This is a genomic window from Bacteroides sp. QWL-09, from assembly GCF_058683585.1.
The window spans coordinates 1904843-1929952 of the sequence record NZ_CM178748.1; the positions used below are offsets into that span (position 1 = coordinate 1904843).

The window sequence follows — 25110 nt, forward strand, 5'->3', positions numbered from 1 at the left end:
AAAACTCACCCTCATTTAAAAGATATATGATATCAGTCGACTTATCACATCATAAAAAGACAAGAAGACTTCATCTTTTGGATATCGCATCTAAAATCCCAAACCCTCTTGTTTCCAAATCACATGATTTTATTATACCTTTGCCGCAACATTAAAGCTCAGATGTACATGAAAAAGAAGTTAACAATTTTAATTAGCTTATACTTAATATTCACCCTTGTCGGCATAGATAAAAGTCGTGCCAGCACACAAGATTCCATTAGATTCAGTTTATTAACTTGTGCGCCGGGAGAAGAAATATACACCTTGTTTGGACACACTGCTATTCGTTATGAGAATTACACACAAAACATTGATGTCGTATTCAACTATGGTCTATTCAGCTTCAATACCCCTCATTTCATTTGGAGATTTTCCTTAGGGCATACGGATTACCAACTAGGCGCAACCAATTATGAACGATTTGCAGCCGAATACGAAGATGAAGGGCGACAAATTTGGCAACAGCCGCTCAATTTAAGCATATCTGAGAAGGCTGAACTTAGAAAGCAACTTGAAACCAATTATCTCCCGGAAAATAGAATCTATCGATACAATTTCTTTTATGACAACTGTGCTACCCGACCAAGAATCAAAATCGAACAAAGCGTCGACGGACAGATTATTTATCCGGAAAACCCAAAAGATTATTCCGTTTCTTTTCGTGACCTACTTCATGAATACACTACTAACCATTTATGGGCCCGTTTCGGATTCGATCTTTGCTTAGGCAGAGAAGCCGACTACCCCATTACTCGTGAGCAAATGATGTTTGCTCCGATCTACCTCATGGATTTCTTCAAGCAAGCACAAATAAAAAACCACGATCATCAAAACAAACCGTTGGTTACAGAAACCCAAGCCCTCATAGAAAATCCATCCCCACCCATACGGTCGGCCGATTGGTTTTCTCCATTGAGAAGCGCCCTGTTGTTATTCATGGTTGTTTGCGGTATAACGATCTATGAAATCAAGAAGAAAAAAGCATTCTGGGCAATAGACCTATTTCTATTTGTTGCTGCAGGGATCACAGGATCTATTTTATGCTTTCTCGCCTGCTTTTCCCAACATCCGGCCGTGGGCGAAAATTACCTCCTATTTGTGTTCCATCCCTTACATTTATTATGGGCCCCTTACCTTGTATATTGTAGCATAAAAAAGAGAAAATGCAGGTATCATCAGATAAACCTCATCGTTTTAACACTTTTTATTATGCTTTTCCCAATAATACCACAAAGATTTGATTTAGCAATCGTACCTTTGGCACTATGTTTGTTGATTCGTTCAGCAAACCATTTGATACGGACCTATAAAAAAGAGCAATGAAAGGATTACTCACTTCATTAATAACTGTACTTACATTTACCGGGCTACAAGCGCAAACGCCTCAGTCAGCCCCAAGGCTAGTGATCGGTTTAACTATCGACCAACTACGTACAGATTACTTGGAAGCTTTTTCGTCACTTTATGGCGAAAGAGGATTCAAACGTTTATGGAAAGAGGGACGAGTATTCACCAATGGTCAATATACGTTCGACAACATCGACCGTTCTTCGGCCATTGCCGCTATATACACCGGGACAACCCCGTCCGTTAACGGGATCATCTCAAATCGATGGATGGATATCTCTACCTTGCGAGTCATCAATAGTGCAGACAATGCAAGCTTTATGGGATATTATACCGATGAGACTTGTGCACCGACCAATCTATTGACCTCAACTCTTAGTGATGAATTAAGGATAGCGACTCAAAAACAAAGTTTAGTCTATTCCATCTCTCCATTCAACGACAGTTCGATCTTTGGTGCGGGACACACAGCTAACGGCGCATTATGGCTAAATCCTAACTCCGGCAAATGGTGCGGCACGACTTATTACGGAGAGTTTCCCTTATTCGCCAACCAATATAATGATCAGAAAGCAGTCGATCTACGAATAAAAGATCTCGTTTGGGAACCGGTATATCCACGTGGTATGTATACGTTTCTTCCCGACTGGAGAGATATCCTATTTAAATACAAGTTTGACGACGAGAAACAAAACAAGTTCCGCCGATTCATCACCAGTCCGTTTGTTAACGACGAAATCAATAACTTGACCAAAACGTTGCTCGATAAAACCTTTATTGGAGCCGACGACATCACCGACCTACTATCTTTGACCTATTACGGAGGAAATTACAACCACAAGTCGGTACAAGAATGTGCCATGGAAATCCAAGACACCTATGTACGTCTCGACCGTAGCCTAGCCGATTTACTAGACATCGTCGACCGTAAAATCGGGCTATCCAACGTTTTATTCTTCATTACGTCAACCGGTTATACCGATACGGAATCGGCCGATGCAGCCTCCTATAAAATACCCGGAGGAGAATTTCACCTGAACCGCTGTGCCGCTTTGTTGAACATGTATTTAATGGCGACCTATGGTGAAGGGAAATACGTGGAAGGTTATTATGACCAACAAATCTACTTGAACCATAAGCTCATAGAGAAAAAGCAACTCGATCTCCGTGAGATCCAAGATAAATCGGCAGAATTCTTAATGCAATTCAGCGGAGTTAATGAAACCTATTCAGGCTACAGACTACTTCTTGGAAGTTGGTCGCCCGACATTGACAAAAAAAGAAATGCTTATCACCGTAAACGATCTGGAGATCTATTAATCGATATACTCCCCGGATGGAGCATCGTCAGCGAAGACAATCGTACCGAGAAAGTCGTTCGCCAATTCAATGTACCCACTCCAATCATCTTCATGGGATATTCGGTTAAACCGGCAATCATAAATTCCCCTGTAACCATTGAGCAGATTGCACCAACCGTAGCACATTACATGCGCATACGTGCTCCAAACGCATCCAAAGCACCTGCTTTGACCAACCTCAAATAACATTTTCACGAGAAAAAGCAAAGTTAAGACACTGAAAAATCAGCATTTTAGTTTAACTTTGCGTCATCTAAAACGAATAATAATAAACTAACATTATACATAATGGGATTTAATGAATTTTTAAGCTCGATTTTCGGAAACAAATCCACGCGAGACATGAAAGAAATCAAGCCATGGGTGGAGAAGATCAAAGCCATCTACCCGGAAATTGATCAACTAGATAATGATGCTCTCCGCGCAAAAACAGAGGAGCTCAAGAAATACATCTACGACTCAGCAAACGAAGAACGCTCTAAGATAGAAGAGCTAAAAGCTAAAGTAGAAACGTTAGAACTAGAAGAACGTGAGACTCTTTTCGAACAGATAGACAAGATCGAAAAGGAAATCCTAGAAAAATATGAGAAAGCACTCGATGAAGTGCTTCCTGCTGCTTTCTCCATTGTAAAAGCCACAGCAAAACGTTTCTCGGAAAACGAGGAAATTGTGGTTACAGCCAACGATTTCGACCGTAACCTTGCTGCGACAAAAGACTTTGTACGCATCGAAGGCGACAAAGCGATTTATCAAAACCATTGGACTGCCGGTGGTAATGAAATGATTTGGAATATGGTGCACTACGACGTACAGCTATTTGGTGGTGTCGTCTTACATAAAGGAAAGATTGCCGAAATGGCAACAGGTGAAGGTAAGACCTTAGTGGCTACCCTACCGGTATTCCTTAACGCCTTAACCGGAAATGGTGTTCACGTCGTAACCGTCAACGATTACTTAGCAAAACGTGACTCAGAGTGGATGGGACCACTTTATATGTTCCACGGACTCAGCGTCGACTGTATCGACCGTCACCAACCGAACTCAGACGAACGTCGTAAAGCTTATTTAGCAGATATTACTTTCGGAACAAATAATGAATTCGGTTTCGATTATCTACGCGACAACATGGCCATCAGTCCTAAAGACTTGGTTCAACGCCAACACAACTACGCTATTGTCGATGAGGTCGACTCTGTCTTGATTGACGATGCTCGTACCCCATTGATTATATCTGGTCCGATCCCTAAAGGCGACGATCAATTGTTTGAGCAATTTCGCCCATTAGTAGAACGCTTGGTTGAAGCACAAAAGGTGATCGCCACCAAATATCTGTCAGATGCCAAACGTCTGATTGCTTCGGACAATAAAAAAGAAGTGGAAGAAGGCTTCTTAGCGTTATACCGTAGCCACAAATGTTTGCCTAAGAATAAAGCTCTGATCAAATACTTAAGTGAATCGGGTATCAAAGCCGGTATGCTCAAGACAGAAGAGATTTACATGGAGCAAAACAACAAGCGGATGCACGAAGTAACCGATCCGTTGTTCTTTGTCATTGATGAAAAACTAAATAGTGTAGACCTTACCGACAAGGGGGTGGACTTGATCACCGGTAATTCTGAAGACTCTGCACTCTTCGTCTTACCCGATATCGCCGGACAACTTTCTGAACTGGAAAATGTACCGAACCTATCGGAAGAAGATAAGTTGCAAAAGAAAGATGAGCTATTGACCAACTACGCTATCAAATCGGAACGCGTACACACCATCAACCAACTTCTCAAAGCTTACACCATGTTTGAGAAAGATGATGAATACGTGGTTATCGACGGACAAGTAAAGATTGTCGATGAGCAGACCGGTCGTATCATGGAAGGACGTCGTTATTCAGACGGTCTACACCAAGCGATCGAAGCTAAAGAAAGAGTAAAGGTAGAGGCTGCCACACAAACGTTCGCGACCATCACCCTACAGAATTACTTCCGTATGTACCACAAACTTTCGGGTATGACCGGTACAGCAGAGACAGAAGCCGGAGAATTCTGGGACATCTATAAATTGGATGTTGTGGTCATCCCAACCAATCGTCCGATTGCTCGTAAAGATATGAACGATCGCGTTTATAAGACAAAACGCGAGAAATATAAAGCCGTCATCGAAGAAATCGAAAAGATGGTAGAAGCCGGTCGCCCGGTACTTGTCGGTACAACCTCGGTCGAGATCTCGGAAATGTTGAGTAAGATGTTGATGATGCGCAAGATTGAGCACAACGTCTTGAATGCTAAATTACACCAGAAAGAGGCTGACATTGTGGCACAAGCCGGACAACGCAGTAACGTGACCATCGCCACCAATATGGCCGGTCGTGGTACCGACATTAAGCTGAGTGCAGAAGTCAAAGCTGCCGGTGGTTTGGCCATTATCGGTACAGAACGTCACGAGTCTCGTCGTGTAGACCGTCAGCTACGTGGTCGTGCCGGTCGTCAAGGAGACCCGGGATCATCTGTTTTCTTCATCTCATTAGAAGACGATTTGATGCGCTTATTCTCTTCCGACCGTATCGCCAGCGTAATGGACCGCTTAGGATTCCAAGAAGGTGAAATGATCGAACATAAGATGATCTCTAATTCTATCGAACGTGCTCAAAAGAAAGTCGAAGAAAATAACTTCGGTATTCGTAAACGTCTTCTTGAATATGATGACGTGATGAACAAACAACGTACTGTTGTCTACGAGAAACGTCGCCACGCTTTGATGGGCGAACGTATCGGCATGGATATTGTCAACATGATCTGGGATCGCTGTGCTAGTGCCATTGAAAACAACGATTACGAAGGTTGCAAAATGGAATTCATTCAAACATTAGCGATGGAAATTCCTTTCGATGAAAACGAGTTCCGCAGTGAGAAGAAAGACATTTTGGCAGAAAGAGCGTTTGAAAAAGCCATGAGCGAATTTAAACGTAAGACCGAACGTATGTCGCAAGTGGCCAATCCGGTCATCAAACAAGTTTATGAGAACCAAGGTCACATGTACGAAAACATCTTAATACCAATTACAGATGGCAAACGCATGTACAACATCTCATGTAACCTAAAAGCTGCCTACGAAAACGAGTCGAAAGAAGTCGTTAAATCGTTCGAGAAATCTATCTTGCTCCATGTGATCGACGAATCTTGGAAAGAGAACTTACGCGAACTAGACGAACTGAAACATTCGGTTCAGAATGCTAGCTACGAACAAAAAGACCCACTATTGATCTACAAGCTAGAATCAGTCAACTTGTTCGACACGATGGTCAGCAAGATCAATAACCAAACCGTATCGATCTTAATGCGTGGTCAGATTCCTGTTCAGGAAGCACCCGATCAAACCGAAAAACGTGTAGAAGTACGCCAGGCAGCTCCTGAGCAACGCCAAGATATGAGTAAATATCGCGAACAAAAACACGATTTGAGCGATCCGCATCAAGAAGCTGCTGCGCAACAAGACACTAGAGAGCAACAACGTCGTGAGCCTATTCGTGCAGAAAAGACAGTAGGTCGCAACGATCCTTGTCCTTGTGGAAGTGGTAAGAAATACAAGAATTGTCACGGAAGCAATCAATAAAAAGAAGCTTCATGACTAAAATAAAAAGCCTCAGACGGTTAAAAACGGTCTGAGGCTTTTCTTTTTTCAGACAAAGTTGTACATTTGTTTATAACATCTCAAAAAACCAATACCACTATGACTAAATCGTCTGTCTACCTTCTATTTCTGGCGACATTTTTAGGACTCACTGCCTGCCAGAGTCTAAAAGAGACCACCATTGAATACATGGTGCCCGGTGAAGTGAGCTTTCCAAACAACCTCCGACGAGTGGCAATTGTCGACAACACGAATACCCTCCTCGATCGTCGTCCTGACGGCAAAAAAAGCGAGCCAAACAATCTTATTGTAAGCGAAGCCACAGCCTATCCCTTGGGAATCTCAGAAGTTGCTACAGAGTCATTAGCCAAAGAGATCGCCTCGCAAAACTATTTTGACGAAGTCATTATCTGTGACTCCGCTTTACGCGTATACGATAAATATAACAGAGAGCAACAACTCAGCACTAACGAGGTCAACCAACTTGCCGAGAACCTCAATGCCGATTTCATCATCGCATTAGAATCTGTCCCTCTGAAGCTAAAAAGGACGCTGCAATATGTGCCCGAATTCGCGGCTTTCCAAACCATCGTACAGTCGACCATTTATCCCAAAATCTCGATCTATATCCCAAATCGGCAAGGAGCGATGACTAGCTTCATCAGTTGCGACAGCCTACAATGGGAAGCTTTCGGAGCAAGTGAAACCGAAGCCAGGTTATATACCATTCCGGATACAGCAGCCCTTCGGATCAGTTCGGAATATGCCGGGACCATTCCGGTGAAACGTATCGTTCCTCATTGGAAAAGCGATATAAGACGATTCTATAGCGGTGGTTCAACCATCATGAGAGATGCCGAGATCTACATCAAAGAAGAGAATTGGAACGGAGCCTTCAACATTTGGAACAAGTTATTCCAAGCTACAAAAAACGATAAGAAGAAAATGAGATTAGCCCATAACATTGCCCTCTATTACGAGATGAGCGACAATCTAGACCAAGCAGAAGAATGGGCCACTAAAGCACAAGGATTTGCTCGTCAAGTAGAACACGTCGGGGAGTTGAACATCAATCCACAAAAGGTACAATCCATTCGTAACTACTTGATGATCTCACTTTATATCGAAGAATTAAAGATCAGAAAAAACAATCTGCCGAAATTACAGTTACAAATGAATCGGTTTGAATAGTTTTTTTGGTAAAAAAGCATAAAGGTTATTATTTTTTTATACCTTTGACTAATTAAAGAAAGAATAAGATGAAATTAAGTCAGCAATCACAGTCCATCATCGAAACGGCGATCCAAAAGGCTATTGGTAAGTACACTTGCGGATGTGAACAAACCATTATTACCGATTTCCACTTACAGCCAAACTCAAGTGGACAATTCATCATCTACAACGATGAAGATCAGGAGTTAGCGAATGTGATGATAGAAGAATGGGCCAACTACGAAGGAGATAATCTGACGGAAGAAGCTGAGAACAGTCTACGTTCTGCCATCAACAAGATTAAAGAGAGTGGTGAGTTAGACAAGCTAAGCATCCTTAAACCTTATTCTTTTGTTCTAATCGATGAAGAGCGAGAAACCATTTGCGACTTAATGTTGATCGATGATGATACCTTACTTCTCAGTGATGAACTGTTGAAAGGATTGGATCAAGAACTGGATGATTTCCTAAAAGATTTGCTCGAAAAATAAGACTTATAAATCCTTCATTTAAGAAGGCAACTAAGGTCTCAAAAAAATATAAGAGGCTGTTTTACGATCGGTAAGACAGCCTCTTTTAGTATCTTATAGATGAGTTCTTTTTAACGCCACTCCAACCTTCTCACACCTAGATTTTCTGTGATTGATCTGTTCATATTCAGACAAGACTGCCCCTATTACGAATTTAGTGATGTTGTGTAACCCACAATGTCACCTTTTTCCTCAATGCACAGCTTTTGGCGTATGATTGTTTTCCGCTGATATACAGTTCGCACCCCTTGTTGTGTAACAATGCTAATTTCTTTCGTGGAGAAACTAGCACGAAGCAAACAACACAATTGAATCTCCTTCTCATTCAGTAATTCGTTGCATTGGGATTTCAGATTTGAATAATAGCCATCATAAATATAATCAATGGTTTTGTATAATAAATCCCAATCAAGGAGTGCATCGACCTCTACTTTTTTATTTGCAATCTCCGACATCTGCTTCAACATCTCTTGATTTGCAGCAGTCGGGTTAGATGCAGCCATTCTAATCACACCTAACTGTTGCAACATCACCTTCTTGAAAAAACGATCATCTTTCTGGTCGGTTTGTTGCTGTGACTCTGCAAGTAACTGACGCAAAGCCTCAAGTTCCTCTTCCTTCTCTTCTATCATTGTTCTTTTTCGTCGGTTATAAAATACCAGACTTACAATAACAAGAATCAGCCCAAGGATAGTATACATGGCTGTTATCTGCATTTTTTGTCGAGAAATAACAAGGTGTAGGTTCCGTTCATCAAGCTGTCGACTATATTGCTCCTTCGCTTCTATTACTTGTTGTTTATGCTCTGCACTCTCTTGCAGATTATTGACAAACAGAGCCCAATCTTTGAAACTAAAGCTGTCGGATTGAGCATAATCAAGAAGAATATGTAAAGTCTGATAATACCCTGCATTAGATAAATCATTGCGGATGCCTTCAGTTGCAAAATTATCAGCAAGTCGCAAATAGCGTCTAGCCTCATCAATATTACCGAGCAATAAATAATATCTAGAAAAAGAAGCATACGAAAAAGACATTTCAGTACTATCCTTCCCTAAAAAATGGTCAAGTGCCTTCCTCTGAAGTCTTATTGCCTTCTGTTGGTCACCAAAATCACTTGAAATATCGGCATAAGTGCGTAATGCATATTTCCAATATAGCATCGAATCTTGTGGCGTCCGCAAATATTCTTCCAGGGTTGAAAAGATCTTTTCCACATCTTCCCGATCATCCGTATAAAAACTAAATGTTCCCAAGTTATACAAATATTGAAACCTTAAATTAGTATTTTCCTCATCAGACTCGATCAAAGCGTTCAAGTATCGCTTGGCAGAATCAAAATCATTGTCAACAGCGTACAATTCATGTAATGTCAATAACAAAAGGGAGCTATGCCCTTCATACTTTTCAAGAGCACTTTTTAAAAGATCATATGCCTTTTTCTTATTTCCATTCCACCAATAATATTTAGATATAAGAACAGTAGCCTGCAACAGTCTTTTAGTATCTTGAGGCTCAATTGTTCTGTAATAATTGTAAGCGCTACAAAGCATACTGTCTTCGCTTAAAGCTTCTCCTTTATTGACATGAATTTGACTTACAGCCAACGCGTATCTAGCCAAAAGCGGATTCTCCAACTTCTCCAGATCGTGTATTTTATGGATAACAGTCAATGCACTATCCGTACTGCCAGAATCCAAAAATTCTTCAGCGTCCTCAATAAGTTCTCTATGAGAACAAGTGCAGCTGACTAAAAAAAGAGTCAACAGCCCTAAAACTCCTTTCATAACATCATATTCTTTGATTTCCCTACAAAGATAAGTAATATTTAAGTCTATTCTTTTAAATATAAAGCTAGACTAACCCGATATAAACTTTTCATTATTTAATTCATCACAATCTACTATTATTCAATTAATTACAAAAACAGATGCACTTTTTTTAATTGTCGATATAAATGTAAAGTCCCATTGCCTTCCCTTAACTTTGTCACAATTTAAACAATCGTTATAATCAACAATTCTATAATTTATGAAGCAGTTTATTTTATTTATTTGTTTGCTTTGGATGCAACATAGCGCAGTTGGAAAGAACAAGATAGAAGGAACCATCGTCGATATTTCCACTCATTCTAATGTCTCATATGCCACAGTTGCCCTTATGTCGAGCGACTCAATACTTATATCAGGAAGTACAACAGATCTTTCAGGGAAGTTCGAAATCAATAATGTAAAGGATGGAGATTTTGTTTTACGCATTTCATACATAGGATACGATGGGTTATCCATTACTATCAGAAATCTAAAGTCGGATTTGTCTCTTGGAAAAATTGAATTAACACCCCATAATGTACAATTAAGTGAGGTCACCATTACGGCTTCATCAGTGCTAAAAAAGACAGATAGACAAATTGTGTTACCAACAGAAAAGCAGAGAAAAGCATCGAGCAATGGTTTCACTCTATTACAAAACCTGCAATTATCTAAATTATTAATCAATCCCATAAATAACTCAGTTACAATATCAGGGGGTGGAAACGTACAGTTGCGTATCAATGGAAGAGAAACAACACATTCAGAAGTTATCGCTTTACAACCTAAAGATATTCTCAGAATAGAGTACCTTGATAATCCCGGACTTCGATATGGAAATACATGTGCAGTAATAAATTATATCGTTCGACACAATAAGAAAGGGGGCAATGTCTCTGGTGATTTCACAAATGGCGTATCATTACTCGGTTACGGGGAATACAATATCTCAGCAAAATATAACACCAATACATCCGAATTATCGGCAGTCTTGGCAATGGAACAAAGAAACTTCAAATGGATACGTGAGAACTATGAAACGCTCAATTTACCAGATAATGTGATAAATAATATAGAGATTGGATATCCAACAAAGATAAAATATGCCGACCTCAATTTTATCTTAAATTATAATTACTATCACCATGAAAATAAGATGTTAAGCATAACCTTATCCGATAAAATAAATGATATGCCAAATTCCATCAGTGATCGTGAAAGTCAACTCATCCAAGGGACAGAGAGCTATTTAGTATCTGATAAAACGTCATCCAAAACCAATATTCCCTCTATAGACATCTACTATCAGCAATCTTTAAAAAATAAACAGAAATTATACATTGATGTCGTTGGTACTTATTTGAAGAGTAAATCCTCTAAGTTGTTTCGTATGGCAAATGCAAATCATTCTAATGAGATAACCTCCACAGTAGATGGGAAAAAATATTCTATCATTGCCGAAGGCATCTATGAAAAAACATCTGAAAAAGGAACATTAACAGCAGGGATCAAACAGACACAGTCTTTTTTGACAAACCGCTATAATGGTGATACCAATACAACCATTGATATGACTATTTCTGAAACCTATGCTTTTGGGGAATGGCAATCTTCATTTAAAGGATTAAACTTTAAAATTGGATTAGGAGCAATGAATACCTATAATCAACAAGATGATTTATCTCAATCAAAATTAATATGCCGTCCTTCGTTAAGTCTATCATATTCCATTGACAAACACTGGTTCTTACGCTATAACAGTTACGTCTCAAGCTATGCTCCTTCTTTAGCTGATCTGAACAACGTAACTCAAACGATAGATACTTATCAAAAAAAGAAGGGTAATCCGGATTTGAGAGCAGTAACCTTTTATGCGAATACACTATCGGCAAGTTTTTCCGGTCGAAACGTCTCAATAGAACTATTTGGAAGATACAGTTATGACAATAGACCAATTATGGAGAGTTCATATTTGGAAGATAACTATGTAATACGAACAAGCGAAAACCAACGTAGCTTTCACCGTCTTAATTTAAGTTCAACATTCACACTGTCACCGTGGAAGGAGTATTTAACAATTAGACTGGCTCCGTTTATGAACCGATACATCAGTCATGGAAACGATTATATACACACACATACCAACTATGGATTTAGAGGCAGTCTAATGGCTATGTATAAGAATTGGGCCTTATTAGCCGAAATGAACACAAGCGAACATGTGTTATGGGGAGAAACGCTTTCGAAAGAAGAAAAATCACATTCAATTAAAATTGGGTATAACGCAGAGCGATGGAGTGTTGGAGCTAGTGCGATAAACCTATTCACCAAACGGTATCAACAAGAAACTTGTAATTTATCTAAAATAGCACAAAATATTCTACACGCCTATTCAAACAACTTAAGTCCTTTTTTCATGGTAAATATATCATTCAATCTTGATTTTGGTAAGAATAATCAAAGACAGAATAAGCGTATTAATAATAAAGATACAGATTTCGGTATTTTAGTTGGAAAAAAATAATCAAGCTAGTTGAGACTTAGCAATTTAATGAGGCAACCGGATTTAGAAGTAAATTTAATCAGAGGCAACCGACATGGTGAATAAGACGAAAAACGATCAACCCAAATAGTTAACTGACATAGTGCCATAACGACCGCACACCAGTACTACAACGACCGTACTCCAGCGCCACAACGACCGTATTCCAGCCTCACAACGACCGTACCTCGTCAGCACAAGCACCGCATCTCAGGGCCACAACGACCGCATCTAAATTTTGGGTCGAAAAGGCTACACTTTATTCATTAGACTTCCTAATTCACTATACAGAAGATAGAACGTTTTCTTGAGATTCTGCAAGCTCATCCTCCTCAAAAAAAGAAGTCCTCTAGGGCTCGACTTCACATCGATCCATAGAGGACATTCTAAAACATTCTATCTCGACAACATCAATCGGCTAACCGATCATTCGTTGTTGATACACTCTTATTTGCTTTTCTTTAAAGCAGCGATACTTTCTTCGAGCGACTTAATGATACTTTCAGCATCCGCTTGTTTCTTGCGTTCCAAGTCCAAGACAGTAGCAGGAGCATTGTTCACGAACTTCTCGTTGCTCAACTTCTTCATCACCCCCATCAAGAACCCTTGCTTATGTTTCAGCTCAGCTTCCATACGAGTGATCTCAGCCTCAACGTCGATCATGTTACCCAATGGTACGGCATATTCAGTTGTTCCAACCATGAACGTCGCTGCACCTTCCGGCTTCGAGTCCACAACGGTTACCGAAGAAAGATGACACAACTTCTCGATCACAGCCACAAACTCAGCCACAGGATTAGCATTTAAAACTTGCAATTCCAAAGCCTCTTTCTGAGCGATATTCTTCTGAAGACGGATGGTACGGATCGCACTAATCACCTCCTTAACCACTTCGAACTGAGCAACAAGTTCTTGATCAACCTGACTGTCCATCGTCAACGGGTGAATCATCAAGCTCTCACCCTCTTCGCGTTCGAACATGTTCTGCCAGATCTCTTCCGTGATGAACGGCATAAACGGATGTAACAGATGCAAGAGATTATCCAAGAAACAACGTGTTGCATTGTAGGTCATCGAGTCGATCGCTTCTCCATAAGCCGGCTTAATCATTTCCAAGTACCAAGACGAGAACTCATCCCAGAATAGTTTGTAAACCGCCATCAACGCTTCGCTCAAACGATACTTGCTAAACAAGTCGGCTACTTCATTGGCCACTGCGTTTTGTTTCGATTCGAACCATTGTGTGGCCAAAGAGGCCGCTGCCGATGGTTGGATCGTATCGTCTACTCTCCAGCCCTTGATCAGTCTGAAGGCATTCCAAATCTTATTATTAAAGTTACGTCCTTGTTCGCAAAGTGACTCATCGAACAGGATGTCGTTACCGGCCGGAGCCGCCAACATCATTCCCATACGTACCCCGTCGGCCCCATATTTATCGATCAAGTCGAGAGGATCAGGAGAGTTACCCAACGATTTAGACATCTTACGTCCTAAGCTATCGCGAACGATACCGGTGAAATAGACATTCTTAAACGGCATCTGACCTTTGTATTCGTAACCCGCCATGATCATACGAGCCACCCAGAAGAAGATAATATCCGGTCCGGTCACCAAGTCGCTAGTTGGGTAATAGTAATTCAATTCTTCATTGTTCGGATCGTTAATACCGTCGAACAACGAGATCGGCCACAACCAAGAAGAGAACCAAGTGTCCAAACAATCTTCGTCTTGACGCAAGTCTTCAATCTTCAAGGCCGCATTTCCGGTCTTCTCGATCGCTTTGGTCAAAGCTTCTTCGGGAGTCAACGCCACCACATAGCCACCTTCCGGCAAGAAATAAGCCGGGATACGATGTCCCCACCACAACTGGCGACTGATACACCAGTCTTTGATGTTCTCCATCCAGTGACGGTAAGTGTTTTTATATTTAGGAGGATAGAACTTGATATCATCGTTCATCACCGGACCTAAAGCGATCTCTGCCAGATGTTCCATCTTCAAGAACCACTGCATCGACAACTTCGGTTCGATCACCACGTTGGTACGTTCCGAATATCCCACTTTATTGGTATAAGCCTCTGTCTTTTCGAGCAGACCGGCAGCTTCTAAATCTTTTTCAATCTGTTTACGCACATCGAAACGATCCATACCGACATACATGCCTGCGGCATCGCTCAACGTACCATTGTCGTTGAAAATATCGATACTTGGCAAGTTATACTTCTCACCCAACATATAGTCGTTCACGTCGTGAGCCGGAGTCACTTTCAAACAGCCGGTACCAAACTCGATGTCCACATAATCATCTTCAATCACCGGAATCACACGGTTCACCAAAGGCACGATCACCTTCTTACCCTTCAAGTGTTGGTTCTTCGGGTCGTTCGGATTGATACACATGGCCGTATCACCCATGATGGTTTCAGGACGAGTGGTAGCTACAATCGCATACCCTTCTTCGCCTTCAATCCGGTATCTCAAGTAATAGAGCTTACCGTGCTCTTCTTTGTAGATCACCTCTTCATCCGATAAAGCAGTTAACGCTTTCGGGTCCCAGTTGACCATACGAACACCACGATAGATCAGTCCTTTGTTATATAGATCGACAAACACTTTCAACACACTTTCGCTACGCGTCTCGTCCATGGTAAACGCCGTACGTTCCCAATCGCAAGAAGCGCCCAAGCGGCGAAGCTGCTTTAAGATAATGCCACCATGCTCATCAGTCCATTCCCAGGCATGCTTCAAGAACTCATCACGCGACAAATCAGTTTTCTTAATGCCTTGAGAAGCCAAGCGGTTCACCACCTTCGCTTCCGTAGCAATAGAAGCATGGTCGGTACCCGGAACCCAACACGCATTTTTGCCCTCCATGCGAGCACGGCGAACAAGAATATCCTGAATGGTATTGTTAAGCATGTGTCCCATGTGTAGCACACCAGTGACGTTAGGAGGCGGGATGACGACAGTGTAAGGTTCACGGCCATCGGGTTTCGAACTGAATAATTTGTGGTGCAGCCAATACTGATACCACTTTCCCTCCACGTCAACGGGATTGTACTTACTAGCTAATTCCATTTTACTTGTAATATGTATGATAATTAATTATTATTTCTAAATTTGAGAAAATCATTTAAGAAATTCAGCTGCAAAATTAATAAATTAAGTAGAATATAGTCATAAGATTATGTACTTTTGTTGTTCGAAAGAAAGCTAGAAGTATGAACCTGAAGAAACAAATCATCCATTTTTGGGAGAAGAGCTCTCGCGATCGCAGAAAAAAAAGACGACTCATCCGATATCTGAGCCTCGTAATCTTATTATTCACCGTGTGGATGGTTCAGACCGTTCCGACCTTAGGTGAAGGCTATGCCCGTCACTTTTATCCGGTTCTGTCGTTCGTCCTATCGGGACTTTCAGGACCTATCCCCTTCTCTATCGGCGAGCTGTTTGTCTTTATAGCCATCGTTTTGGTGATTGCTTACCCCATCTACGCCGCCTTCAAAAAGAGATCTTGGAAAACGATCGTTCGCCGCGAAGTCGAGGGATTGCTGTGGATCTATGTCTGGTTTTACATCGCATGGGGACTGAACTATTGGCAGAAAGATTTCTACCACCGAAACCGGATCGCCTACATTGCGTACGACGAAACGATCTTCCGAGCTTTCCTCGACGATTATATCATTCGTCTGAATCGAAGCTACACCAAGGTGACGTCTATCGATCAACCGCTCATCGAAGCGGAATGTATCCGATTATATGATCAGTTGAGCGACTCGCTAGGCGTGCATCGTCCGCCTCATCAAAGCCTCAACGTTAAAACGATGTTGTTTACTCCATTCATCTCAAAAGTAGGGGTTACCGGCAGCATGGCTCCATTCTTCTGCGAGTTTACCGTCAACGGCGATCTTTTACCTTCGGAATATCCGGCCACTTATGCCCACGAACTCTCTCATTTACTGGGTATCACGATTGAGGCAGAAGCAAACTTCTATGCCTATCAGGTTTGCACCCGGTCGACCGTCGGCGGCATCCGATTCAGCGGTTATTACTCCATCCTGCATCATGTGCTAGGCAATGCAGCACGCTTACTCCCGGAAAGTGATTATGAACGAGCCGTGAACCGCATCCGTCCGGAGATCATCACTCTAGCTGAAGAGAGCCACCGTTATTGGATGAGCAAATACAGTCCCACCATCGGACGACTCCAAGGGTGGATCTATGACCTTTACCTCAAAAAGAACCAAATAGAAAGCGGAAGGAAGAACTATTCAGAAGTGGTCAGCCTTCTCATCGCTTATCAACAGCATCTGAACGAGATAGTCGATAACGACAAACCGAACAGGCCAACAATCGGTCAAGCCAACGATAGATCAGACTAGCAGTAGATCAGATTAGGCAACAGATCAGATTAGGCGACTGATAACAACAGTTAAACCAACCCTGACAGCCAGCCTCATAATAACCCATAAAAACGATAAAACGATTAACAAATTCATTCATTTATTCATTCATTTATTGATTCATTGATTACTAACTAACTTATATTCAAATATGATGCAACATACCAGAGAAGAACAGATGAAAGCCTTTGGCCGTTTTTTAGATATCCTCGATGAACTACGCGAGAAATGTCCGTGGGACAAGAAACAGACTAATACAAGCTTACGCCCCAACACGATAGAAGAAACTTATGAACTATGCGACGCTTTAATGCGTGACGATAAGAAAGAGATTTGTAAAGAGTTGGGCGATGTCTTGCTTCATGTGGCCTTCTATGCGAAGATCGCTTCCGAAACGGGCGACTTCGATATGAAAGATGTATGCGACCGTTTGTGCGATAAGCTCATCTTTCGCCATCCGCATGTCTTTGGAGAGGTGAAGGTCGAAACGGCGGGACAGGTTTCGGAGAACTGGGAACAGTTGAAGCTAAAAGAGAAAGGCGGAAACACGAGTGTGCTGAGTGGCGTTCCGGCGGCCTTGCCGGCACTGATCAAGGCTTATCGCATTCAAGATAAAGCGCGCAATGTGGGATTCGATTGGGAAGAGAAGGAAGACGTCTGGGACAAGGTTAAAGAGGAGTTTGGCGAACTTCAAGCCGAGATTGCTCATTTAGATCAAGATAAAGCCGAAGCTGAGTTTGGTGATCTATTCTTCAGCATCATCAATGCGGCCCGTCTATACGGCATCAACCCGGAGAATGCATTAGAGCGTACCAATCAGAAATTTATTCATCGCTTTAACTATCTTGAAGAACGTACCATCAAACAAGGACATAGTCTTAAAGAGATGTCGCTTCAAGACATGGATAAAATCTGGGAAGAGGCTAAGCAAATCGAGAGAGCAACAATCAAAAACAGATAAAACATTATAAAATGAGAAACTTACTCAACAGTTGGTGCAGTTTATTACTACTGTTATTAATGGGCAGTTCGAGTTTAGGCGTAAATGCGCAAAACACAAAGACCTACGAGCGCGATTGGCGTACAGATCGAGTGAAAGTCAAGATTATCTCTTACAACATTATGGAGGGGTTCGGTCGTGGTGAAGATAAAGATCGCATGGCCCGCTTTACGGCTTGGGTAAAAGAACAATCTCCTGATGTCTTAGCCTTGAACGAGCTTTGTGGTTTTACCGAAGCCAAGTTGAAAGCATTAGCCGCTAGTTATGGTCATCCTTATGTCGCTATTGTGAAAGAGAAAGGCTATCCGGTTGGCCTAACCTCAAAAACTCCGCTCAAAGTCATCGATAGGAAACTGGAAGGCTACGGTCACGGGCTATTACATTGTAAAGTGCTAGATATGGATTTTCTGGTGACGCACCTGAATCCTTCCGATCGTTTGAAGCGTAAGCAAGAAGCCGATAATATCGTGAACTACATACACGAGAATCAGCTCATGAACTGTTTATTGATGGGAGACATGAATGCTCATTCTCCTTTTGATGCATCTTGGGAAAGTGAACACTCGGAGGATTATGCTGTGATCTCGACCTTTATGGCTGCTTCCTTGCATGACATCTGCTACAAGTTCACCCCTGACAATCAACGTTACTCTTTTCCGACCCGTATATTGGCTAGTTCACCTAAAGGAGAAGCCTTACGCCGCCAACAAGAACGGATTGACTTCATCTTTGTCACCAACGATCTAAACTCCAAGTGTGTAGATGCAGAGATCTACAATGGTCCGGACACTGATTATCTATCCGATCACTATCCGATTGGTATCAGTCTGTTTATTCCCAAAAAGTAATCACCACAACCTCTACATCTTCCCAGAGGAGGTATTGATCTGCTGGAAGTAAAGGATAGAAAGGAACTCACAACTTGAGGAAAGAACAACCCACAGGAAGTAGGAACAGAGCCTAAAGAATTGGGATAAAAAGATCAAAAGAGCCTATCTGAAGATTTATCTTGACAGGCTCTTTTGATCTTTTATTTCTTATGTTCTATTTTTTTTGCACCAACACTCTCGTTCCATCTGCCTGAACGGCGTAGATCTGTGTTGTGGTCAGATCAATAGACATCGGAACATCGAAAGAGTACATATTGGCAAAGTAAACCAGTCGGTCCCCTCTCTTAATCTCGAAAGCGACAGCTTCATCCCCATTCTGAATGGTGACACGTTGACCGCTTTGTGTACAAGTCACCGTTTTTGTTATTTTCTGATTATTCTTAAACTGTGAATAATACCCAACATCAGGCGGTGTTATATCTAGTCCGACATCCCCTCTTTTGCGATCCTCTAAATAATAGAAGGCATGTTTGGCTTTAGGGAACTGAGCCATATAGTTTTTGGCTTCATTAATCATCTGATCAGTCACCAGATATCGGAATGTACCATACTGTTCGATAGTCATATCGACCGGAACAAAGAAGCCCCACATTTCAAAGAAATCCGTTAAGTCCTCGTTCGCTGCCTTAGAGGCCATCTTAGCGAACAATAGCTGTCCGGCACCGGGGTTAGACTCATCGATTCTATTCTCACGCATTAACTTAAATAATGTCTGCCAGAAATTGGCCTTATAGCCACAACGGTGATAATAATTCCAGAGCTGCCAATTCATACGCATATGAACTTCAGTGTCCTCATTTTGATGAGTAGCGCTCCCCATGTTACACCAAGCCTGTCCATTTACGAAGCGAGCTTCGGCAAGCGATTTCAGCTCTGATCCACGAGAACAGTATTTACCTAATTTATATAAGATATAATTTGAGAATAGGTTATTGGAAGATTCCGATGAACCCGGCCAATTTATGGCTTTCTGATGGATATGCCCGATCTCATGTGCCGGTCCCCAAGCATTATCCTTAGCTGCCATAACATTCTCTTTCAATAAGATATTCTTTAGATAGGTGTATACAAAAGCGATACGATAGTCAGAAGCCCACATATAACTTCCTTCAGGAGACATTGCAAACAAATGGTTGTTGACAAACTGAGGTCGGACATTCTCTATACCCATCAATTCTTGCTCCCATCCTACAATATCGTCCCATAAATTTATAGCCGAAAGGATATCATAAGGTACCGCTTCTTTCATTTTATCTTTATGGAAATAAAATATAATCTTATCCCCACGGACACAAAAATACTTATAAGTTGACTTATCTATCAATTCTTGATATTTGTCGTTCGTTTTATGCTCTTTCAAGTCAAAAAACCCGGAAACATTTCCACTTCCAAGTGGGATATGAATCTTTATCGGCTGAGCGGTGGGTAAAGAGAGATCAGCATTATACATTATAAACAGCATTCCCTTTTTATGGAATCCAATCTTATTGACCCCCTCTTTTAAATAATATTGTTCACCATTAGCTTCTGTCTGTACATAGGTCTTTGTCTCTCCAAACCCTGTTGTTTCCTCACCGATGCAATTAATCTTTATTTTCTGTCCATGAGTTTCACCCACCAATACGACGATAGAATCACCTGATTCAACATAGATTCCCGTAGGATTATCCAGATTGGAATATTTTTTAGTCATCAACTTATCGGCCCATTCCGTTTCAATGCTATACGGTGCATACGAACGAACTCTAAACTCTTTCTCCCAAGAGTCGTACGTTCCATCCTTTAGTTGTATCGCAATATGAGCAAAATATCCTGGTAAAGCGTTAATCTGTTCGGAAGTGACCCCAGCTTTCAAAGCCGTACAAGTCACGTCTTGAAAAACAGTTAATAATTTATTTTCCAAAACTTTGGATAGATTGGCCTGAAAGAACTCCATCTCATCGCAACTCACAAAACCATTCAAACCACTTTTTACAACGAACTTCACCTGCTTGACTTTCTCGATCTTCTGATCAAAGTCAATACGGCTAGATGAATTTTGTTCCATAAAATCATAACTCTTATAAAAAGTGTACTCTGGGGTAGATTGAGTAGAAAGATAAAGATCTAATTGTCCAAAGTTCCCGTTACCACTCCGAGTATGATAGACCAGATAATCCAAGTCTTTGGTTCCATCGAAAAAATATTCTAAAACAACCGGAAACTCGGTTGTCGGATCATCATATGGCTTTTGCCAAGGTGAATGATAAGGTTCGGTTCCCGCCCCTTTTTTACCATCAAAGCTTTTAGTGATATCATTACCTGCATGATGTTGATTGTCTTTTCCACCGATGGGTACAATCTGAAGATCTCCCTCTATGACCACATCAGATAACCCTGTCTTTTTACCGATTTGGGTAACCTTACAATTTGCGGAAACATCCGGATTATCTTTACCGGCATAGTTAAACACAGCTGTACGCGATTCGAAAGAAAGGTTAGCACTAACCGAATAAGTATTGGTTTGAGTTGTGAACCCTCTTGAAGTTGGTTTATCTACGATCCAATCGGATTGTGCCGAACGTGTGACGGTATATTCGATGTTCGACGTCACCTCAATAGAGAAATCTCCACCTAGCGCTTCCACTGTTACACTAGGTTCTTTTATTAGAATAGCAGGTCCGTATCCCAATTGACGTACCGAAATGGTATATTCATTCATTGACGATTTAACCAGAACAGTAGCCGTACGTACATCGGCTTCTTCACTCGGAAGAACTAAAATTTTAATACCAGACGACTCTTTGGTCGCAAGACACCAAGACTGATCGGAAGACACTCTCCACTCCCCATTATCTAAATTGGTTCGAACAGGTATGATTTGTGAACTTTGCGTCTCTTTAAAATCAGCTTTTAGAGCTTCATCTTTTATCTCAAAAAAGTAATCCTCCGTCTCAACTCGTTCTGCACAAGCAGACAGACAGAGACTAGATAATAGAGTAAAAAGGAGGTAAAACAAACGGTTTTGTGCTTTCATAATCAAATTTCTTTAAAAGGAGGAAGAGAAAACAAAATTAAATCTTCCTCCTTAAAAACGGTAGTAACTTATAACGTTTTTAAACTAAACTCACTAAATACAAAATAAACACCACCCGACTGATTTTTAGGGAATACCAATCTCAGATACTTAAATGCCTTGCCGACAACCACCGGTGAAGCATATGACTTCCCAGCACCAGCAGCACCTGCAGGAGGTAATTCTTCTGTTATTATAGCCATTTTATGGAAAGTAACACCATCCATACTTCCTAATACATCAATCTCTGCCGGCGTTCCATTTCCTTGTGAAGAGCGTGCAGTGAATGAGAAACTTAAAGCTGTGGCTTGTGTTCCTAAAGCGACTTGTAAATAGTGAGGAGGTGCTACGGAACCGCTATAATCTGAATGGAAGTAAGTGTTCACATCCCCATCCAACATTGCAGCGATAGAGCCTTCGGCAGCATGAGAATTAGAAGAAAGCATACTTTCTGTTAAAGCGACTTTGCTCAACTTACTCATATCAGGCACATAAGAGATCCCGTATAAACAAGACTTCTTAGCTTCATCAATCACAAAATCAGATTTAGAGCAACCACTCAGATAGATCGGCAAGATATAATTACCATAAGATAACCCCTCGCGCTTAACTTCAAAACTAATATCTTTCTCGTCATCCATAGCCGTGAAAGAAACCTTAGAAGAGAGGGTGTAAGAGCTAGACGGCAATAAGGCATAATCAATACCGGAAGCCGCATTATAATCGTTCAATAACGACTCATCAATACCAATTGAACAGTCAAAATCCCATTTATTGGTAAAAGGCATCTTAATCGGCAATTTAAATGTCATCTGATCTTGTTGATCGGTAAAGGCATTATAAACATACCCGTTTTTAGCTAAATAGATGGATGGGACCACAATCGTAGGTTTAACTATAACCAACTTCTTCTCATTATTGATAGAATCGGTTGATTGAGCCAATCGAATAGGTAACACATATTCTCCTTCAATTTTAGGTAGCGCATAAATCTGCTCCGTTTTAAATCGAACCTTAATCTGTTGATATAAGTCCGATGATGCAAATGCTAAATCTGTTTGTCCCAATTCATAAGTGTTAGCAGGTAAAATCACATATTCGGTGTTATTCTCCACGTTATAAATATCCAAAGCCGATTTATCCATCACCTCCGCCTGAATGGAAGTCACTGCATTCAAGACAGCCCCCCCCTTATTCACTACGACACGGTATTCACCGTCTTCACCGGCAATTTTATACAACGTTAAAGGTACCTCACCACTCTCTTTTATAGATAAGATCGTTCTATAATCCTCTAAAAATTCATCTTTATTATCATTGCAAGCCATGCTAATGAATAAAGTCGTACAAAGAACGACTAAAAACCATCGTTTATTTTTCATATTTTATCTTCATTTAAGATTCTTACCAACCATAATTTTGAACTAACAACTTATTTCGGTCTAACTCTCGTTGAGAAAAAGGATAGAGATAATGATTCTTCTTAAAGACTCTGGTCTCAAACACCGTACGTTGCCAAAACTCATCAGGTGTTTTGTCGCCACTTCCCGGTGCCATGGTGTTCATTCCATACATTGGACCGCCATCAACTTGTTCGGCAATCATCCATGTACGAGTGTCGAAATATCGGTGATTTTCAAAAGCTAGTTCAATGCGACGTTCATGTCTACAAAGTTCTATCAGTTGTTCAACAGTAGCGCTGGGGTAAACATCCGTGATCGAAGGCACACCGGAGCGTTGACGTAAATCGCTCCAAATCTCCATGGCTTTTGCCTCATAGCCACTTGGAAGAGTCACATTACGTTTCTTACATTCCAAAACTGACTCAATAAAGTTAAGATACATTTCGCCAAGTCTAAAAGTCGGGAATGTGACATTACCCCACTGTCCATTAGCGGAATTGACTGTATGATCATAGAATCTATTCAGCAGATAACCTGGTTTCGGATAGTCATGCGACTTATTCGAATTAGCTCCTTTAGCAAAGGAAATCATAGTCATGTTACTGCCTCCATGATGCCACTTACTTCCACTAAAAAATACGGTAACATAAAATCTAGGTTCGCGATCTTTATACATGTTAGGCGCTTCTATGGAATATGCTGATGCTCCAGACCAGGCCGGATAAGTCCATGTTGTCTTCTCCATTTCATTCTCAACATAACCAGACTCTTCATCCAATATCGGGCTACCATCTTTACGATATCCTGTAATCGGATATTTACCATTCTTCATCGCATAGGCATCGACTTGCTGCTGAGTTGGTCCTATTCCTCCATAAGCTGTACCGGCCAAGCCCGTTGGTACAGTATGTACTCCTAGAGTATATCGTCCCTTATATCCTGTAGTCCAAATCAACTCGGAGTTCCAAAGTGTGTTAGTTATTCCATAATAGTTCTCATAAGGATTGTCATCTTTAGATCGATACAACTGATACTGAGAGTCATCAATCAACACCTTAGCAGCTTCAGCTGCAACCAACCATTTATTAGCATCATACGTTTGAGGAAACAAATGTGTTCCGTCCGGATTAACCAAACTAGCATAAAGCTTATTTCCGTTAAACAAATCACGAGCCGAATAGAGAGATAATCGAGAAATAATAGCGCGACACGCTCCTTTAGTTGCTAGTCCCTTCTCAGAATCACTCTCCCAAGAGTCTTTTATTGCAGGATTCTTTATACATTCATTCAATTCCGCAACCACATAGTTCACACATTCATCCCAACTATTACGTTGGCGGTACAACTCTTCAGTCGAGACATCGAAAGGCAACAATTCATCTCCAACCAGAAATACCGGTCCATAAACTCTCATCATTAAAAAATAGTAGTAAGCACGAGCAAAATGAGTTTGTGCTTTCCAAACCTCCATCTCTTCTTTAGTCATTGCAGCATCATTATCCAAGCACTTATCTGCATTTTGCAAGAAAATATTACATTCTCTAATTCCCCTGTAATATAAACTCATCTTTTCATAAGGGACGCTTGACGGATTCCATGATCCGAAGTTGATCCATCGGGTATCTCTTGAATAAGTCACACTAGCTTCATCGGATGCCCCCATCCAAGGTGAATAGTTAAAATCCTCGGTATCATTAGGTAAAAAGCTCATGGTATTTAACCAATATTGTCTGGTCGTCGTTCTTGTTTTCCATATGGCATCGAACGTCAGAGCTTCATCTTCTTGTCGATCTAAAAAGCTATCACAAGAAGTACATACCATCATACTTAAAGCATAAGTAAGAAATAAAATATATTTCATTCCATGTTTTTTCATAATCACTCCTTAAA

14 protein-coding genes are annotated in these 25110 nt (G+C 41.1%); 9 read left to right on the top strand and 5 right to left on the bottom strand.

The window, feature by feature from the left end:
• Positions 1-168: 168 nt before the first annotated feature.
• The 5 genes from lnb (at position 169) to AC4PG5_RS07455 (ending at position 8077) form a co-directional block, all read left to right on the top strand.
• Entirely contained in the window at positions 169-1365 is a 1197-nt protein-coding gene (lnb, locus tag AC4PG5_RS07435; RefSeq protein ID WP_492028311.1) for a lipoprotein N-acyltransferase Lnb, read from the top strand.
• On the top strand, positions 1362-2936 hold the full coding sequence (locus AC4PG5_RS07440) for an alkaline phosphatase family protein (RefSeq protein WP_492028312.1): 1575 nt from the start codon (positions 1362-1364) through the stop codon (positions 2934-2936). The genes lnb and AC4PG5_RS07440 overlap by 4 nt, the downstream gene beginning before the upstream one ends.
• Positions 2937-3038: 102 nt before the next feature.
• On the top strand, positions 3039-6356 hold the full coding sequence (gene secA, locus AC4PG5_RS07445; RefSeq protein WP_492028313.1) for a preprotein translocase subunit SecA: 3318 nt from the start codon (positions 3039-3041) through the stop codon (positions 6354-6356).
• Between the two features lie 117 nt (positions 6357-6473).
• Positions 6474-7565, top strand: a complete 1092-nt coding sequence (locus AC4PG5_RS07450) for a DUF6340 family protein (protein ID WP_492028314.1) — start codon at positions 6474-6476, stop codon at positions 7563-7565.
• A gap of 68 nt (positions 7566-7633) precedes the next feature.
• A complete protein-coding gene (locus AC4PG5_RS07455) occupies positions 7634-8077 on the top strand; it encodes a hypothetical protein (RefSeq protein ID WP_492028315.1) in 444 nt (147 codons plus the stop codon).
• Between the two features lie 185 nt (positions 8078-8262).
• Here AC4PG5_RS07455 and AC4PG5_RS07460 read toward each other — a convergent pair whose 3' ends face one another.
• Positions 8263-9903 carry a tetratricopeptide repeat protein gene (locus AC4PG5_RS07460; protein WP_492028316.1) on the bottom strand — a complete coding sequence of 547 codons (1641 nt, stop codon included), beginning with the start codon at positions 9901-9903 and terminating at the stop codon, positions 8263-8265.
• Between the two features lie 244 nt (positions 9904-10147).
• On the opposite strand from AC4PG5_RS07460, the gene AC4PG5_RS07465 reads away from it, so the two are divergent.
• A complete protein-coding gene (locus AC4PG5_RS07465) occupies positions 10148-12451 on the top strand; it encodes a carboxypeptidase-like regulatory domain-containing protein (protein ID WP_492028317.1) in 2304 nt (767 codons plus the stop codon).
• 465 nt (positions 12452-12916) lie between these two features.
• Here AC4PG5_RS07465 and AC4PG5_RS07470 read toward each other — a convergent pair whose 3' ends face one another.
• Positions 12917-15547 carry a valine--tRNA ligase gene (locus AC4PG5_RS07470; protein WP_492028318.1) on the bottom strand — a complete coding sequence of 877 codons (2631 nt, stop codon included), beginning with the start codon at positions 15545-15547 and terminating at the stop codon, positions 12917-12919.
• Positions 15548-15690: 143 nt separating this feature from the next.
• Here AC4PG5_RS07470 and AC4PG5_RS07475 point away from each other — a divergent pair, with 143 nt between their 5' ends.
• The 3 genes from AC4PG5_RS07475 to AC4PG5_RS07485 all read left to right on the top strand — a co-directional run bounded on the left by AC4PG5_RS07475 (position 15691) and on the right by AC4PG5_RS07485 (position 18720).
• Positions 15691-16851, top strand: coding sequence for a DUF3810 domain-containing protein (locus tag AC4PG5_RS07475; RefSeq protein WP_492028319.1), 1161 nt, complete (start codon positions 15691-15693; stop codon positions 16849-16851).
• A 175-nt stretch (positions 16852-17026) separates the two neighbouring features.
• Complete coding sequence (mazG, locus tag AC4PG5_RS07480; protein WP_492030713.1) at positions 17027-17833, top strand: nucleoside triphosphate pyrophosphohydrolase; 807 nt, start codon at positions 17027-17029, stop codon at positions 17831-17833.
• Positions 17834-17844: 11 nt separating this feature from the next.
• Positions 17845-18720: an endonuclease/exonuclease/phosphatase family protein gene (locus tag AC4PG5_RS07485; protein ID WP_492028320.1), complete on the top strand. Its 876-nt coding sequence runs from the start codon at positions 17845-17847 to the stop codon at positions 18718-18720.
• A 196-nt stretch (positions 18721-18916) separates the two neighbouring features.
• Here AC4PG5_RS07485 and AC4PG5_RS07490 read toward each other — a convergent pair whose 3' ends face one another.
• From AC4PG5_RS07490 to AC4PG5_RS07500, 3 genes are all read right to left on the bottom strand, one after another.
• Positions 18917-21778, bottom strand: a complete 2862-nt coding sequence (locus AC4PG5_RS07490) for a M60 family metallopeptidase (RefSeq protein WP_492028321.1) — start codon at positions 21776-21778, stop codon at positions 18917-18919.
• A gap of 68 nt (positions 21779-21846) precedes the next feature.
• A complete protein-coding gene (locus tag AC4PG5_RS07495) occupies positions 21847-23199 on the bottom strand; it encodes a BT_3987 domain-containing protein (RefSeq protein ID WP_492028322.1) in 1353 nt (450 codons plus the stop codon).
• A gap of 22 nt (positions 23200-23221) precedes the next feature.
• Positions 23222-25096 carry a RagB/SusD family nutrient uptake outer membrane protein gene (locus tag AC4PG5_RS07500; protein ID WP_492028323.1) on the bottom strand — a complete coding sequence of 625 codons (1875 nt, stop codon included), beginning with the start codon at positions 25094-25096 and terminating at the stop codon, positions 23222-23224.
• Positions 25097-25110 lie beyond the last annotated feature (14 nt).

Bases quoted from the DNA above. Each gene is read 5' to 3' on its own strand.
- lnb (WP_492028311.1), top strand. From the start codon at position 169: ATGAAAAAGAAGTTAACAATTTTAATTAGCTTATACTTAATATTCACC.
- AC4PG5_RS07440 (WP_492028312.1), top strand. From the start codon at position 1,362: ATGAAAGGATTACTCACTTCATTAATAACTGTACTTACATTTACCGGG.
- secA (WP_492028313.1), top strand. From the start codon at position 3,039: ATGGGATTTAATGAATTTTTAAGCTCGATTTTCGGAAACAAATCCACG.
- AC4PG5_RS07450 (WP_492028314.1), top strand. From the start codon at position 6,474: ATGACTAAATCGTCTGTCTACCTTCTATTTCTGGCGACATTTTTAGGA.
- AC4PG5_RS07455 (WP_492028315.1), top strand. From the start codon at position 7,634: ATGAAATTAAGTCAGCAATCACAGTCCATCATCGAAACGGCGATCCAA.
- AC4PG5_RS07460 (WP_492028316.1), bottom strand. From the start codon at position 9,903: ATGAAAGGAGTTTTAGGGCTGTTGACTCTTTTTTTAGTCAGCTGCACT.
- AC4PG5_RS07465 (WP_492028317.1), top strand. From the start codon at position 10,148: ATGAAGCAGTTTATTTTATTTATTTGTTTGCTTTGGATGCAACATAGC.
- AC4PG5_RS07470 (WP_492028318.1), bottom strand. From the start codon at position 15,547: ATGGAATTAGCTAGTAAGTACAATCCCGTTGACGTGGAGGGAAAGTGG.
- AC4PG5_RS07475 (WP_492028319.1), top strand. From the start codon at position 15,691: ATGAACCTGAAGAAACAAATCATCCATTTTTGGGAGAAGAGCTCTCGC.
- mazG (WP_492030713.1), top strand. From the start codon at position 17,027: ATGCAACATACCAGAGAAGAACAGATGAAAGCCTTTGGCCGTTTTTTA.
- AC4PG5_RS07485 (WP_492028320.1), top strand. From the start codon at position 17,845: ATGAGAAACTTACTCAACAGTTGGTGCAGTTTATTACTACTGTTATTA.
- AC4PG5_RS07490 (WP_492028321.1), bottom strand. From the start codon at position 21,778: ATGAAAGCACAAAACCGTTTGTTTTACCTCCTTTTTACTCTATTATCT.
- AC4PG5_RS07495 (WP_492028322.1), bottom strand. From the start codon at position 23,199: ATGAAAAATAAACGATGGTTTTTAGTCGTTCTTTGTACGACTTTATTC.
- AC4PG5_RS07500 (WP_492028323.1), bottom strand. From the start codon at position 25,096: ATGAAAAAACATGGAATGAAATATATTTTATTTCTTACTTATGCTTTA.